We start from the raw sequence: 14,592 nt of genomic DNA on the forward strand, positions 1-14,592 counted from the left end.
CCGCTTGTTCCGCGCGCGCAGCCTGAGGCGGGCGACCCGAAACAATCCCTGTCTTCGCCCGTTCCCTTCGCGCAGACCGTGGAGGTACGGGGATGAGGATCGAGATGGCCGGCAGCGGCGGCGCGCCGATCGACGAGCTGGCACAGCTGCCCCAAGCCGCGACCGAGGACGGCCGGGGTGCCCATGCGGGCGCCGGCGAGCTCACCTGGTGGCAGCACGCCGTCATCTACCAGATCTATCCGCGCTCATTTCAGGACAGCGACGGCGACGGCATCGGCGATCTCGCCGGGATCCTGGCGCGCGTCGACCATCTCGCACGGCTCGGCGTCGATGCGGTCTGGCTGTCGCCGATCTATCCCTCGCCCATGCTCGATTTTGGCTATGACATTGCCGATTTCACGGGCATCGATCCCGTCTTCGGCACGATGGAGACGTTCGATCGGCTGGTCGCGGCCCTGCACGAGCGCGGCATTCGTCTCATCGTGGATTTTGTGCCGAACCATACCTCCGACCAGCATCCCTGGTTCAAGGAGAGCCGCGCCTCGCGCGATAACCCGAAGCGCGAATGGTATGTCTGGCACGATCCGGCGCCGGACGGCGGGCCGCCGAACAATTGGCTCAGCCGCTTCGGCGGCAGCGCCTGGGACTATGACGAGGCGACCGGCCAGTATTACTACCATGCCTTCCTCAAGGCGCAGCCGGACCTCAACTGGTGGAATCCGGAGGTCAAGGCCGCCATGGCGGACCTGCTGCGCTTCTGGATGAAGCGCGGCGCCGACGGCTTCCGTATGGACGCGAGCGCCGTGCTGCTCGAAGACGACCGTTTCCGCGACGATCCTCCCAATCCCGATTTCGAGGAGGGCAAGACGCCGCCGCCCGAGCGGCTGAAGCGGGTTTATACGGATGACCGGCCGGAAACGCTGGCGATCATCGAGGAGCTACGGGGTGTCATCGACGAATTCCCCGACCGCGTTCTTCTCGGCGAGACGCAGGGCGCAACCGAGCGCATCGGCGCCTTCGACGGCAAGGAGCGCCCGGCCCTTCACCTGCCGCTGAACTTCGCGCTGATGGACGCCCCCTGGTCGGCATCGGAGCTCGCGCATGCGATCGAGGCCTATCTCGACGCATTGCCCGACGGCGCCTGGCCGGACTGGGTGATCGGCAGCCACGACAAGCCGCGCATCGCAAGCCGGATGGGCCAGGCGCAGGCGCGGATCGCGGCCATGCTCGCCTTCACATTGCCCGGCACGCCGATCCTCTACGCCGGGGACGAAATCGGGGTCGAGATCGTGCCCGTTCCGAGCGAGGAGGCGCGTGACCCCTTCGAGCGCCTTGTTCCCGGCTATGACCTCAACCGCGATCCCGAACGCGCGCCGATGCGTTGGAATGGCGGGCGGCAGGCGGGATTTACCACCGGCACGCCATGGCTGCCCGTGGGCGAAGGCATCGCCGCGCGCAATGTGGCCGTGCAGGAGGCCGATGCCCGGTCCATGCTGGCGCTCTATCGCCAGCTCATCGCGATCAGGAAGGCCGAGCCGGTGCTGCTGGCCGGCGAATGCGAGATTCTCCCCCCAGCGAGCGATGTGCTCGCGTTCCGGCGCCATCTGCACGGCGAGGAATTGCTCGTTCTCCTCAACACCGGAAACAAGCCTCAGCGCTTCAGCCTGCCCCGGCCGGGCCAGCTCGTGCTCACGACCCATCTCGACCGGGAGAGCGAAGGCCTTGCCGGAACGGTCGAACTCAGGCCCGACGAGGGTCTTCTCATCCGGACGGCCCATTTCTGACCGGCGTCCCGCCGCCGTCGCACGTCCATCACAGGGCGGCGGCTAGCATGCGCAATACGACATCGGAAGGAGATCCGACATGGCGGAGCTCGCCTGGTGGCAGAGCGGTATCATCTACCAGATCTATCCCCGTTCCTTTCAGGACGGGAACGGTGACGGCATCGGCGATCTGCAAGGCATCACGCGACGCCTCGATCATCTCATCTGTCTCGGCGTCGACGCCGTCTGGCTGTCGCCTTTCTATCAATCGCCCATGGCCGACTTCGGCTACGACATCGCCGATTACTGCAACGTCGATCCCATCTTCGGCTCGCTCGCGGATTTCGACCGCCTGCGTGAAGAGACGCGGCAGCGTGGCCTGAAGCTCATCCTCGATCTCGTCCCGAACCACACCTCCGACCGGCACCCCTGGTTCGAGGAAAGTCGCGCCTCGCGCCACAACGCCAAGCGGGATTGGTATATCTGGCGCGATCCGGCGGCGGATGGCGGGCCACCGAACAACTGGCGCAGCAACTTCGGGGGCAGCGCCTGGGAATTCGACGAGGCGACCGGCCAGTACTACTACCACGCCTTCCTGAAGGAGCAGCCGGACCTGAACTGGCGCAATCCGGCCGTGCGCGAAGCCATCTACGACGTTATGCGCTTCTGGCTCGACCGCGGTGCCGACGGCTTTCGCGTCGACGTCATCTGGCACCTGATGAAAGACGCCGAATTCCGCGATAATCCGCCCAATCCGGGGTTCCAGCCCGGCGACCCGGAGATCCGGCGTTATCTCGAGGTCTATTCCGCCGATCAACCGGAGATTCACGACGTCATCGCCGAGATGCGCCACGTTCTCGACGGCTATGCCGAGCGCGTGCTGATCGGCGAGATCTATCTGCCGCTCGAAAGGCTCGTCGCCTATTACGGCGCCGATCTCAAGGGCGCGCATCTGCCCTTCAATTTTCAGCTCGTCGAATCGCCCTGGAATGCGCGGACATTGGCGCGCATCGTCGAGGAATACGAGCGCGCGCTGCCCGCCGGCGGCTGGCCGAACTGGGTTCTCGGCAACCATGACAGGCCGCGCATCGCCTCGCGCGTCGGCCAGCCGCAAGCCCGCGTCGCGGCCATGAAGCTGCTCACCCTGCGCGGCACGCCGACGCTCTATTACGGCGACGAAATCGGGCTGGAGGACGCCGAGATCCCGCCCGATCTCGTGCAGGATCCCGCCGAGAAGAACGAGCCGGGCCTCGGCCTCGGCCGTGACCCTCAGCGCACGCCCATGCAGTGGGACCGCTCCGACAATGCCGGCTTCACAACGGGCAAGCCCTGGCTGCCGCTCTCACCGGACTGGCGGGAGCGCAACGTCGCGACACTTGCCGAGGACGAGCGCTCGCTGCTCACGCTCTATCGGCGCCTCATCGCGCTCCGCAAGGCAACGCCGGTACTTGTTGCGGGCAGCTATGTGCCGATCGAGATGACCAAGGACCTCTTCGCCTTCGAGCGGGTGAGCGAGGATGGACGCGTCGTCGTCGCGCTCAATCTCGGCCCCGAACCGGAGACCGTCGACTTCGGCGAGCGGCTGGCCCAGGGCCGCATCCTGCTCTCGACCCATCTCGACCGTGAGGGCGAGAGCGTGACCGGCCGGCTGGCGCTGCGTGCCGACGAGGGCGTGATCATCGCGGTGGGCTGACGGCGCTCAGACGCGGCGGAAGCGCACGAGCGTGTAGCTGCCGAGAAGACCAACCTTGCGGGTGTCGATGAGCTTGGTGCGCCCGTCTTCTTCCGCCCATTGCTCGAGCCGGGCGAGCGGGAATTCCGGGCGCAGACCAACCTTGCGCAGTGGCCGCGCGGCGATGCGTTCCACGGCGGCGGCAAAGCCCTGCTCGGAATAGAAATGATTGACCAGGATGATCTCGCCGCCTGGACGGACGACGCGGGCGCATTCGGACAGGACCTGCTCCGGCCGGGCGACCAGCGTGATGACGAATTGCGCCACGGTGCAGTCGAAATAGCTGTCCGGATAGATGAGCTTGTGGGCATCCATCACCTCGAGCTGCTTCAGATGCGGATAGCGCCCAGAGCGGGACTTTTCGCGGGCCTTGGCGAGCATCTTGGCGCAAAGGTCGATGCCGTGCAGCTGGACGCCGGCGTCCTTGTAGTGGTCGAGCGAAAGACCCGTACCAATGCCGATTTCCAGGATGCGGCCGCCGACGGACCGGGCTGCCTCTGCCGCCGACCGCCGCGCCTGCTCGAAGATGCCGCCGCAGACTACGTCGTAAACCGGCGCCCACAGCTGGTAGGCGCGATCGACCGCCGCGCCGTCGAGGTCATTCAGAGCCGTATTGTTCACGCCTGTCTCCCTTCGGGGCCCGCGACCTCCCGAGGCCGCGCAATTGCGAGAGCGGCCGGCGCCCTACCGGAACACCCGCGCATCCAACGCCCGCTTCATGATCCAGGTTCCGCGTAACTTCTCTATGACAGCGGAAGGCCATCGAGCTTTGGGAACGACTCACGGGCGCGCCCGTTCTCTCGGCGTGGGCAGCCCGCCGCAAGGTCGTTGCGGCGACGACGGGAGGAAGCGCCATGAATGCCGATCACGAGGAGCGGATTAAAGCACGCGCGCACGAGATCTGGGAGCGCGAGGGGCGGCCGGAAGGCCGCGATCATGAACATTGGGAGCAGGCCCGCCGCGAGCTCGATGACGAGATGGGGAGCGGCCAGGCATCGGAAGGCGAATCATCGGCTGGAGGCCAAGGATCGATAGGTGGGGCGGGCACGGCTGGCGCTGGCGGCCTGTCTACCGGATTGCAGCCCGGCGGAACGACCCCGGGCGGCGGCCCGGGCGCCAGTGTGGGGAGCATCGGCACCGGTGGGGGAGCGACCGGCGGCAGCGCCTCGGGTTCCGCCGACCGCGACAACAACACGTAGTCTAATCTGGCCGCCGGGTGCTTTCGCCGAGGCCGTGTTCACCAGAGGAAGCCATGGCTCAAGGCATTGGCACGCGCTTCGACGGGTCGGGCTACTTCCTCGGCTTTGCTCTCGGCGGCTTCTTCGATGGCATTCTCCTGCATCAGATCCTGCAGTGGCATCATCTGCTCAGTGCCATCAGCGGCATGGACATCCGCTTGCAGGTCGCTGCGGACGGCTATTTCCATGCGATCATGTATGTCATTGCCGCCATCGGCCTGTGGCTGCTCTGGACGGCGCTCCGCAGCCCCGGCCATCGCGCCGGACGTCGGCTCTTTGCCGCCATGCTGATTGGTTTCGGCAGCTGGCACGTGGTGGATGCCGTCCTCTCCCACTGGCTCCTGGGCATCCATCGCATTCGCATGGACAGCGGCAGCCCCCTGGCGTGGGATCTTCTGTGGCTCGCCCTGTTCGGCATCATTCCGCTCCTCGCGGGCTTGTTGATGCGCAAAGGTCAGGGCGGCGGTGGTACCCGTCGGCCGGTGCTGCGGGCCGTCGTGCCGTTGCTGGCCACGCTGCTGGTCGTCGGGGCAGGTGCGCAGGCGCTGCAGCCGGTGCCGGGCAGCGACTTCACCACGGTGCTGTTCCGGCCGGGAACCTCCCCACAGACGGTCTTTGCAGCCATCGCTGCGGCCGATGGACAACTGGTCTGGGCCGACCGCAGCGACGAGCTCGTCGTCATCCGGGTGGGAGACGGACGATCCGGCTGGGGTCTCTTCCGGCACGGCGCCATTCTCGTCAGCGGCGCGGGGCTGCCGTCCGGCTGCCTGAACGCGCTGCGCATCGATAGCTGAAGCGTGGACCTCAAGCACCGCCGATCGGCGTCGTGACTTTGCCCGTTCCGCCACAATCGGGACAGGGGGCGCCGTCGACCTCGCCGCTTCCCGCGCAGCGGCGGCAAACGTTCTCGCCGGCGCCGGGCGTACCCGGTGGGACGGCATCGGCATTCCCAGTTTCGGCCTGTTGCGAGCCTGCCAGCAACTGCCGGCGCACCCGCTCCACGGTGGCATCGTCGACATCGACGGGGTGGCTCGTGTCGTCGGGCAGGCCCGCCCCTGTCTGGCTGATCGTCTCGTCTCGCGGCCGGTCGTTGAGACCGGTGGTGATCTTCGGCTTTTTGTCCATGATATTCACCTCACGAGGGGGAAAACGCGCCAGGGCGGCATTGGCTGCGTGCGTGCCGAAAAATCTGCTGCCCAAGAGCCGTCCTTCACCACAAGAGCCGGCGTTCACGAGGCGGCGGCCTCATCCTCGCCGGGGACGCTCGTTTCCTCCTGCAACGCATCGCGCAGATAGAGCTGCTTCACGGCGACATAGGAGACGACCGTCAGGGGTGTCGCGAGCAGGATACCCAGGGGCCCGAACAGGACACCGAAGGCAACGAGCGCAAAGAGCGTCAAGGCCGGCGGCAGATCGACCGTTCGCCGTTGCACGAAGGGCAGGATGACGTTGCTCTCGACCTGCTGGATGACGAGATAGAGCCCGAGCACCCAGATCACGCTCGTGCCGTCATGCGCAAAAGCGAGCAGCACGGCAGGGATCACGCTCAGGATGGGCCCGACGACCGGCACAAATTCAGCAAAGCCGGCGAGCACGCCGAGCGCCAGCGCCGAGGGCATGCCGATGAGATAGAGCCCGGCGGTCGTCAGCACGGCCACGAGAACCATCGAGATCAGCTGCCCGATGAGCCACAACTGCAAGGCGGCGCCGGCATTATCGGCCGCAGCTGCCACATGATCCCTGATCCCCTGCGGGAAGAGCAGCAGGCAGCCGTCGCGATAGAAGCGCGGCCGCGCCGCCAGATAGACGCCAGCGACGACGACCAGCACGGCATTGGCGAGCACACCGACGAGACCTGTCGTGTAGCCGGCTACGCTCTGCACCACATTGCTGCGTGCGGCAAAGTCCTCGGCCTGGCGACTGATGCGCTCCGGCAGCGCGCTGATGCCGACGCGGTCGCCGAGCGCCGACAGCTGTTTCGGGAGTTCCTGCGAGAGCGTCGCCACCTGGCCGGAAATCTGCGCGCCGAGGAGGATCGTGAAGGCCGCAACGAGGAGAAGGATGAAGAGGCAGGCGAGAGCGAGCGCGCCCTTATTGCCGATCGGCAGGTGCCGCTCGGCAAAACCCGCGATGCTGCGCAGGATGATCGCGACGACGATCGCCCCGAAGATCAGGAGGAGGACGTTGAGGAGCTGCCACAGGACGAGGGCGAGGACGACGAGGCCGCCGACGATCAGCGTGACGCGCACGAGCCCCGCCGGCTGCCAGAGGTTCTCGACCGATGATTTCGACGGGCTCATCGCCTCCCTCCGGGCCACGGGATCATTGTCGCAAGGCAGCAGGGGCCTCCATCTCGGCGAGCACGCGGCCAAAGGCCCAAAGCGCCGCCACGACATAGACCAGCCCCATCGGCACCCACATGATGAGGCCGGCGAGCTGCTGGTCATCGAGAGGCGTGAGCCCGAAGATCAGCGCCCCCGGCGCCATGATCGGAAACCAGAGGTGACCGGAAAACGTGAGCAGCGCGCCGAGCATCCCCGTGTGAATGAAGGTCACGATAAGTGCCACGATCGCCCACCCTTGGAGGGCGGATCGCGATCGCACCGCCGTCATGACGCTGTTCCAGAACAAGAACCCGGTGCCGAGCAGCGACGCATACATCAGGAGATGAACGTAGACGTCGGTGAGCGCAGCCTCGTAAAGGCGCGGCACATGCCAGAACCAGATGAAGACGCCATAAGGCACGGCCGCCCAGCCGGGGTGGGTGACGAGCGGCCGGTTCTCGACCGCAGCATTGCCAACCCTCGCCCTTTGGAAACCGAGGAGGATAAGCGGCGGCGCCAGTGCGACGAGGATCGCATGCTGGATCATATGCGCCGAGGCGAGCGTCGCGGCCATGCGGCAAAGCGGGGACGCGACGGCGGCGGCGAGCGCCAGATAGCCGCTGGCAAATAGCATCGCCCGCTGTGGATCGGCGGCATGCGCGCGGGCGTGCCCGGCGTAGCCGAGCCCCAGGGCGAGGAGGGGAACGAGCACAGCCGGCGCGAAGCTCCAGGCGGTCCAGAGCCCTCCGGCCGCAACCGACGAGGTCGCGGTGAGGCAGAGTGTGAACAGATTGCCGGCGCCCGTTTGCGGGTTCGGCGCGACGAGAACGGCCGCGGCCGTCGACGCTGCCGCTCCGGCGATGAAGACCATGCGCTTCATCCCTCTCCTCCTCCTGCTCGCCGCCGTTCCGGCACGTCGACCGGAAACTGACGAGCGCAACCGCAGCCACTTGGGTGACAAACGGCCGGACGATGCCGAAGGATCCATGCCACGGACGATCGCCGCCCAATCACACAGCTCGCAACCCCTCGCGCACGGAATCGCCGGCTGCGGCCGGCGCTGATCGAAGCTGGAGGAACTCGCATCAGGCCGGATCGTTAGGCTTCCATGTCCCGGAAAGAGAGTTCGACTGATCTCGAGGCAAAACTGGCCCGTCTGCTGGATTACCAGCGGGCGCTCGCCGCCTTTTTGCGCATCGGTTCGGAGGGGCTCTCCGAGGAGCGCCTGCTGCATTACGCGGTCGCGCATGTCGCGAATGTCACCGGCATCAACCACACCAAGGCGCTGTGCTACCGGCCCGCACGGGGCGACCTGCTGACAGTGGCGGGCGTCGGCTGGAAGCCGGGCATCGTCGGACACAGCAGCCTGGCTATCGACAGGTCTTCACCCGCCGGCCGCGCAATCCAGACCGCCGCGCCCGTGATCGTGGAGGACTATACCGAGCAATCGGAATTCCGAATCATACCTGTATTGGAACAACACGGCATCGTTTCGCTCGTGAATGTCCCGGTCATGGTCGACGGACGGCTCTGGGGGCTTCTGGAGGTGGATTCGGAACAGCCGAGGATCTTCGATGATGCCGACGTGGGCTTTCTCACCGCCTATGCGAGCGTCCTGGGCAACTCGCTTCAACGGCTCGAAGCACAGCAGCGGGCGACGCAGGCCAAGGCGAACGAGGCTCTCAAGGATGCACAGGTGGATGTGCGCCTTCGCGAGCTGCAGCACAGGGTCAAGAACAACTTTCAGATCATCCTGTCGATCCTGGCCTTGCAGCGGCGTCAGTTCACCACGCCCGAGGGCCGCGAGCGCATCGGCAACGTCATGGACCGCGTGCAGGCGATCGCGCTCGCCCATGACCAGCTGTCCCTGACGGAAGGCCACGGCCAGGTGGAATTCGCCGATTACCTGCGGGCGCTCTGCGCCAATATCGACCCGCAGCGGGATAATGTGGCCATCGAGGTCGATGCGATGGCTGCCATCATGCCGATCGACCGAGCCGTTTCGGTGGGGCTGATCGTCAACGAGCTTGTTACGAATTCGCTGAAATATGCCTTCGGCGACAAGGGCGGCGTGATCCACGTCACATTCGCGGTCTATCCAGATCGGGCGGAAGCCTGCCTGACCGTCGAGGACAACGGCAAGGGCATGGGGCCACCTCGACCCGGCGGCCTCGGCCTGCAGCTCTTGGAGACCTTTGCGCTGCAACTCGGCGGCCGTGCCGTCCTCGACGAGGTCGAGATCGGCACGAAGACACGGGTCTGCTTCCCGCAAGCATCTTAGAACCTTTTCCCGAGCAAAGTAGACGCCGTTCGCGTCGAGACGACGCGACGGCGAGCCGTAAAGACGAGAAAGGCCCGTGGTGAGCAGCGAGACGGCTTGCGCGGGCCCGCCCGTCATCACGGGTTGTGGGGTGACGCGGCGCCGAGGCGCCGCGTCTGATCGTCAGCGGCCGCTCTGGCCGGGCGAAGGCTGCCCCAGGCCCGAGGGGCCGGGCTGGATCTTCTCCGGAATGGCCTGCGGCCCACCGGGCTGGCGATTGGACGGCGTGATCGACCCGGTCGTGTCGTCATCCGACGCGCCACCACGGCGCTCGCCGCGCGGCATGCCGCCGCCGTTGCGGTTTGCCGGCTCCATGGGCTGCTGTTGGCCGACGGTGCTGCCGCTGCGCCGGTCGGACGGCGAGGTCGAGCCCGTCGCACGATCGCTATCGCTCCGGCCCGCCGAGGTGCCCGGCCCATCCTGGCGATCGGCACGCGGCTTGTTGCCACCGCCCCGATCCGCCGGCTCTGCGGCCCGCGGCTGTGCGCCCATACGGTCGCCATCGCCGCTCTGCTTGCCGCTGAGCCCGGGGTTGGCCGGGGTTTGGCGGTCCGGCGAGGTGGACCCGGTGATATCCTGATCCTTGCGCTCGCGATTGGCGCGCTGGCGCGGCTCGGATGTCGTCGTGCTGCGCCGCTCCTCCGCCTGCCGGGCGCCCGTAGCTCCGGCCCGGTCACGCTCGCCGGTCATGCGATCGGTCTGATCGGTCGTGCTGCGACCCTTGTTTTCGGTCGCACGATCCGTGCTCTCGGTCCGGGTGCGTCCGTTCTCGCGCATCCGCACGTCGTCCTGCGCCGTCTCGTCGGTTGAACGCGGCCCGGTCGCGGTGCCACGCGTGCTCTCTGTAGACAGGCCCTGCTCGCGCTGACCCTGGCGGGTGCGTTCACGATCGGTGACTGTCCGGTCGGTGGTCGTCGCCTGATCCTGATCGAGCTTGTTCTGACCCTGACGCGTGATCGCGTCCTGACGCGTCGAGTCCTGAGTGCCGTCCTGGCGGATGGAACCCGTCGTCGTGCCATTCGGCTGCGCCCCATCCGTCTGGCGCGTCTCACGATTGACACGCGTGGTGGAGCGTGTCTCCGTCGAGATCTGGCGCACGGCGTCCGGCACGGGGGCGAGGTCCGGCCGTGGCAGGTTCTGCGACGTGATGCGCACACTGGCGCCACGCTCGATCATTTGCGGCCGCAAGGCGAGATTGACCGCATAGCCGTTGCGGCGCTCCACCGAGCCGATCACCGTGCTCTCCCGATACACTTGGACGAGTTCGTCCTCCTGGATGCGCACCCGGCTGATCGGCTCGCCGACGATCCGGTTTGCCGGCACGAAGACCCAGGTCTCCGTTTCTTCCGGCGCGCCTCTCTGGGTCACCGTCGTCGTCGAGCGGCGGGCGGTGCGGCGCGGCGCATTGTCCGGCGGCAGGGGACGCCAGCCGACATAACGGTCGCTGCGGCGCCATTCCACCCAGGCCGGCGCCCATTCGGTGCCTGCCACCCACACCCAGCCCTGGTTGGGATCGTCGTACCAGCGACCATAGTGATAGGTGATTTCCGCCCACGGCTCTTTCGATTCGAAGTACCAGCCGACCTCTTCGTTATAGATCCACTGACCGTTCGAATAAGGCTTCCAGTCCGCCGGCACGTCGGCGGGCTTCCAGACTTCCCCGAGCGTATCGACCCGCACGAGTTCGCCGTAGGGCTGCAGCCGGTCGAAGAAGCCGTCGGCGCTCACCCCCTGGGTCGTCGTGGTCGTCTCGACGCGGGTGCTCTGGGCCTGAGCCGCGGCGGGCGACAGCATCAATGTCAGGGATGCCGTCCCACCCGCTCCGGAGAGGACGAGCGCCGAAACGGCCGCCCCCAACAAAAATTTGCTCTTGGTCATGTTGATCTCCGTCCGTTAGGCGTTGTCCGCTTATGGTCTAGACGTCCTCTGGTCTTCCCGAAGAGAGCGCACTTCGCCTATGAGAAGAAGCAGGATGCTCTAATCTTCAGGCCGGAAACTTCTGGAGCGCTAGCGTAATCTTGCGATGATCTGTCGCGTGGCAGGATCGACGATGACCTCGTCTCCGTCGAACACCGCATAGCGATAGCGCTCGTAAATCGCGTAGCCCGCGGCATAGCGCGCCGGGATCGGCCGCAGCGCGATGGTTGTCGGCAGGCTTCCGTCCAGCTCCGCCCCGCCCTCGCCTGTTCCCGTATGCTCGCCCTCTGCCGGGCTCGCACGCTCCGCGAGGCTTGCGTCGCCGACGAGGCCGGCGGGCTCGATCGAGGCCGCCATCTCAGTCGCGCTCATACCCTCGGCACTGGCGGGAGAGGCGAGATCCGCGGTGCATTGAGACGCATCCCCCCTCGCGCCGGCCGATGTGAAAGCCAATGCGCCGACAACGATCAAGGCGAGGCTTGTTGCAAGCATCTTGTCCATAGCCGTTGTCCGCATCGACGGGCTGGCTTCGGGCGTTCGAGATACTCCGGGAGCGGACTATTCGGCCCGCTCCCGGAGGGCGCAAAAGGCCGTTATTCGACGACCTGCACCACTTTGCGGGTATTGCGGTCGACGATCACACGATGATCGTTCACCACCGCATAGCTATAAGTTTCGTATTTCGGGACGGGGTGAACCACCACCGTCTCGGGCAGAACCGTGCCGACGGTCACTTCTTCCTCGTAACGCACGGACGGCACGTCCTCCTGCATCACATAGGTCCGCACTTCCGGCGGCGGCGAGGTGATCGCGCCGAGGGTAGCCCCTGCAACGCCGCCCACGGCCGCGCCTACAGGGCCGCCAACCACCGCACCGGCGGCGGCGCCGCCGACTGCGCCGGGAACCGTGCCCGATTGGGCCATCGCCGCAGACGTCAGTCCGACGGTGAAGACCGCGGCGGCAGTCAACAGTTTGGTGGAACGCATGCTGTTATCCTCCATCTAGTTCTGATGTAGGATAAACGCGCAACAAAAGATTTTATTCCCGTTTGTTTTCGATTATTATCATAGGTTAGTTCATGAATTGAAAAGCGTGAGAGTATTAACGCGCAGATGACGAAATGGTTTCTGTTATCCCGGTAAATTGAACTATAAAGAAGCACATAAAAAAGCGTGAAAGACTTAACGCGATGCGACAGGTTTTGTTCCCCACCTGCTCAACGGTATGACGCAGGCGTGGGGGTGCAGTCCGGCCACGCTGCCGATGAAGAGCCCGCGAGAGCCGGTTCGCGCTTCGTTGGTCGCGACAGAGCTCTCGATTTTTGATGATGGGGTTTTCTTAGACGCGAACCGGCACCCGCGTCGCTCGAGCGGCGTAGCCGCGTCCGTCGTTCAACGCGTCAGTTCGGCAAGCGCCTTGACCTCGTCGGGCCCGGTGAGCGGCGCGCCGGCGCCCACGCTCTGCAGATAGTTTCCGACCACATCGCTGCCGTCAGCCGGCCTATAGCCGGTACTCTCCTCGCCGATGACGGCAAGGGTCACACCCCATTCGCCACCTTGCCGGCACGCAATGGCGTCGGCCTTACGGGGCGCCTGCGCCAGCTCGAACTCCCGGCAGAGCGCGCCGTTGGCCGTCCGTATGGTCGAAACGACCCGCAGGCGTCCCGAGGTGGTGTCTTCCTCATGACCCGAGCTGATCCGGTCGAGGCGTTCCGTCACGGTGGGACTTTGCAGGTCGGCCACGAGGCCGACATGGCCTGCTGCCGGGCCGGAGCGCGTGCCGGCGAGATAGCCCAGGCCGCCCGCAACGACGGCGGCAAGACAGGCGGCGAGCGGCAAGATCCGCCTTGACCAGCCTTGGGCCGCACCCTCTTGCCTGCCGGTTCGACCGCTCGCCGGCCGCGGCCCCCCTTCGACCGCGCGGATTTGCGCGAGGACCGCATCCTCGAGGGCGCTCGACGGCGCAGGAGCGACTTCGGCGAGGAAGGCGCTGCGGGCGATGCGCCGACTGCGAGCGAAATTCACCACCCGCGCAACCACGGCAGGATCGTCGCGCATGGCCTGTTCGACGGCGGCCGCGACGGTTTCGTCGAGCTCGCCGTCGGCAAAGGCCATCAGAATTTCGTCGCGAAGGTGGATGCTTGACATGGCAATACTCGAAGGTGATGCGCTTGTGGTGGTCAGGCAGCTTTGGTCGCCTCGACGAGTGTCTTGCGGGCTCGCGCGAGCCTGCTCATCACCGTGCCGATGGGCACACCCAGGATTTCAGCTGCCTCCTTATAAGCGAGGTCCTCCAGACAGACGAGCACGAGCACTTCCCGTTGCTCCGTCGGAAGGTCGTCTATGGCACGGCGAACGTCGGCCAGAGTCAGTTTGTGAAGAAGGGATTTCTCACCGTCTTCGCCCATGACATCCCCCACGATCTTGTCGTCTCCGGCAACCCCGCCCTTCAGACCCTCCGTTTTCTGCCGCCGGAGATTATCCAGCCAATAGTTGCGCAGGATGCGGAACACCCAGGCGTCGAAACGCGTGCCGGGGGTCCAACTGCCGGCACTCGCCAAAGCCCGTTCACAGGCACCCTGGACCAAATCATCGGCCAGCGATGGAGAGCGGCAAAGCGCCAGAGCGAAGCGTCTGAGGCGAGGCAGAAGCTTCACCAGTTCGTGTCCGATCGTCGGCGCCATATGTTTCCCGCGTCGGTATGAGGGACTAACGTTGGAGGGGCAGTTTTATTCCGTCGGCGTCGCGAAACCAGCAGCTTGAGCAGCGCGCGCCAGCTTGCTCAACGATTCTAGCCGCCAACTGGTTTCATGCTTCGTATCTGTCGGATCCTTCTGGCGCCTATCTCGTTATTGGCAGTGATTGCACACGATCGCCTGCCTAGTCAGTGGGCGATGATCGTGCTTGGCTAGGCCCGAAACGACGGCCGGGCCGCGGATCTGCGTAGATTGGAAACAGGCGAGAGCGAAGGCAGCGACGATGCGTGTGAAGCCTAGTTTGTTGGTTCTGGCCGTTGCTGCCGCGGCCTTGCCTGTCAGCCTGCAGATCTCATCGCTGGACAGCCTTCATCTGCATTTCGGCTCCATCAAGGCCCTTGCCGATCCCGGTGGGGGCAATGGTGGAGGCAATGGCGGCGGTAACGGCGGCGGCAATGGCGGGGGCAACGGCGGCGGAAACGGCGGTGGTAACGGCGGCGGCAACGGCGGCGGCAACGGCGGCGGCAACGGTGGCGGTAACGGCGGAGGCAATGGCGGCGGTAACGGCGGGGGCAATGGCGGCGGTAACGGTGGAGGCAACGG

Annotated in this window: 15 protein-coding genes; 5 read left to right on the forward strand and 10 right to left on the reverse strand. The window is 65.9% G+C overall.

Annotated elements, in window-relative coordinates; all coding sequences use genetic code 11:
- Positions 1 to 92: 92 nt before the first annotated feature.
- On the forward strand, positions 93 to 1,784 hold the full coding sequence (locus ACFQU1_RS16020) for an alpha-amylase family glycosyl hydrolase (RefSeq protein ID WP_378134360.1): 1,692 nt from the start codon (positions 93 to 95) through the stop codon (positions 1,782 to 1,784).
- A gap of 79 nt (positions 1,785 to 1,863) precedes the next feature.
- Positions 1,864 to 3,456: an alpha-amylase family glycosyl hydrolase gene (locus tag ACFQU1_RS16025; protein ID WP_378134362.1), complete on the forward strand. Its 1,593-nt coding sequence runs from the start codon at positions 1,864 to 1,866 to the stop codon at positions 3,454 to 3,456.
- Positions 3,457 to 3,462: 6 nt separating this feature from the next.
- Here the strand turns inward: ACFQU1_RS16025 and ACFQU1_RS16030 are convergent, their stop codons facing one another.
- The gene (locus tag ACFQU1_RS16030; protein ID WP_378134364.1) at positions 3,463 to 4,116 is read right to left on the reverse strand and encodes a class I SAM-dependent methyltransferase; all 654 of its coding nucleotides are present in this window, start codon (positions 4,114 to 4,116) and stop codon (positions 3,463 to 3,465) included.
- A 233-nt stretch (positions 4,117 to 4,349) separates the two neighbouring features.
- Here ACFQU1_RS16030 and ACFQU1_RS16035 point away from each other — a divergent pair, with 233 nt between their 5' ends.
- Both ACFQU1_RS16035 and ACFQU1_RS16040 read left to right on the forward strand, forming a co-directional pair.
- Positions 4,350 to 4,694, forward strand: a complete 345-nt coding sequence (locus ACFQU1_RS16035; protein WP_378134366.1) for a DUF2934 domain-containing protein — start codon at positions 4,350 to 4,352, stop codon at positions 4,692 to 4,694.
- A gap of 53 nt (positions 4,695 to 4,747) precedes the next feature.
- Positions 4,748 to 5,527, forward strand: a complete 780-nt coding sequence (locus tag ACFQU1_RS16040; protein ID WP_378134368.1) for a DUF2243 domain-containing protein — start codon at positions 4,748 to 4,750, stop codon at positions 5,525 to 5,527.
- Positions 5,528 to 5,537: 10 nt separating this feature from the next.
- Here the strand turns inward: ACFQU1_RS16040 and ACFQU1_RS16045 are convergent, their stop codons facing one another.
- From ACFQU1_RS16045 to ACFQU1_RS16055, 3 genes are all read right to left on the reverse strand, one after another.
- The gene (locus ACFQU1_RS16045) at positions 5,538 to 5,858 is read right to left on the reverse strand and encodes a hypothetical protein (RefSeq protein WP_378134370.1); all 321 of its coding nucleotides are present in this window, start codon (positions 5,856 to 5,858) and stop codon (positions 5,538 to 5,540) included.
- 104 nt (positions 5,859 to 5,962) lie between these two features.
- Positions 5,963 to 7,033: an AI-2E family transporter gene (locus tag ACFQU1_RS16050; RefSeq protein ID WP_378134372.1), complete on the reverse strand. Its 1,071-nt coding sequence runs from the start codon at positions 7,031 to 7,033 to the stop codon at positions 5,963 to 5,965.
- 22 nt (positions 7,034 to 7,055) lie between these two features.
- Positions 7,056 to 7,937, reverse strand: a complete 882-nt coding sequence (locus tag ACFQU1_RS16055; RefSeq protein ID WP_378134374.1) for a cytochrome c oxidase assembly protein — start codon at positions 7,935 to 7,937, stop codon at positions 7,056 to 7,058.
- A gap of 228 nt (positions 7,938 to 8,165) precedes the next feature.
- On the opposite strand from ACFQU1_RS16055, the gene ACFQU1_RS16060 reads away from it, so the two are divergent.
- The gene (locus ACFQU1_RS16060) at positions 8,166 to 9,338 is read left to right on the forward strand and encodes a sensor histidine kinase (RefSeq protein WP_378134376.1); all 1,173 of its coding nucleotides are present in this window, start codon (positions 8,166 to 8,168) and stop codon (positions 9,336 to 9,338) included.
- Between the two features lie 162 nt (positions 9,339 to 9,500).
- Here the strand turns inward: ACFQU1_RS16060 and ACFQU1_RS16065 are convergent, their stop codons facing one another.
- From ACFQU1_RS16065 to ACFQU1_RS16090, 6 genes are all read right to left on the reverse strand, one after another.
- Positions 9,501 to 11,255 (reverse strand): DUF6600 domain-containing protein, encoded by a 1,755-nt coding sequence (locus tag ACFQU1_RS16065; RefSeq protein WP_378134378.1) that lies wholly within the window; start codon positions 11,253 to 11,255, stop codon positions 9,501 to 9,503.
- A gap of 129 nt (positions 11,256 to 11,384) precedes the next feature.
- A complete protein-coding gene (locus tag ACFQU1_RS16070) occupies positions 11,385 to 11,666 on the reverse strand; it encodes a DUF1236 domain-containing protein (protein WP_378134380.1) in 282 nt (93 codons plus the stop codon).
- 221 nt (positions 11,667 to 11,887) lie between these two features.
- Positions 11,888 to 12,280 (reverse strand): DUF1236 domain-containing protein, encoded by a 393-nt coding sequence (locus ACFQU1_RS16075; protein ID WP_378134382.1) that lies wholly within the window; start codon positions 12,278 to 12,280, stop codon positions 11,888 to 11,890.
- A 405-nt stretch (positions 12,281 to 12,685) separates the two neighbouring features.
- Complete coding sequence (locus ACFQU1_RS16080) at positions 12,686 to 13,441, reverse strand: anti-sigma factor family protein (RefSeq protein ID WP_378134384.1); 756 nt, start codon at positions 13,439 to 13,441, stop codon at positions 12,686 to 12,688.
- A 32-nt stretch (positions 13,442 to 13,473) separates the two neighbouring features.
- Positions 13,474 to 13,977 (reverse strand): RNA polymerase sigma factor, encoded by a 504-nt coding sequence (locus tag ACFQU1_RS16085; protein WP_378134386.1) that lies wholly within the window; start codon positions 13,975 to 13,977, stop codon positions 13,474 to 13,476.
- Positions 13,978 to 14,341: 364 nt separating this feature from the next.
- Positions 14,342 to 14,592 (reverse strand): hypothetical protein (locus ACFQU1_RS16090; RefSeq protein ID WP_378134388.1); only part of this gene is annotated, 251 nt, incomplete at its 5' end.

It is taken from the genome of Chelatococcus sp. GCM10030263 (assembly GCF_042666455.1).
Taxonomy (GTDB): domain Bacteria; phylum Pseudomonadota; class Alphaproteobacteria; order Rhizobiales; family Beijerinckiaceae; genus Chelatococcus.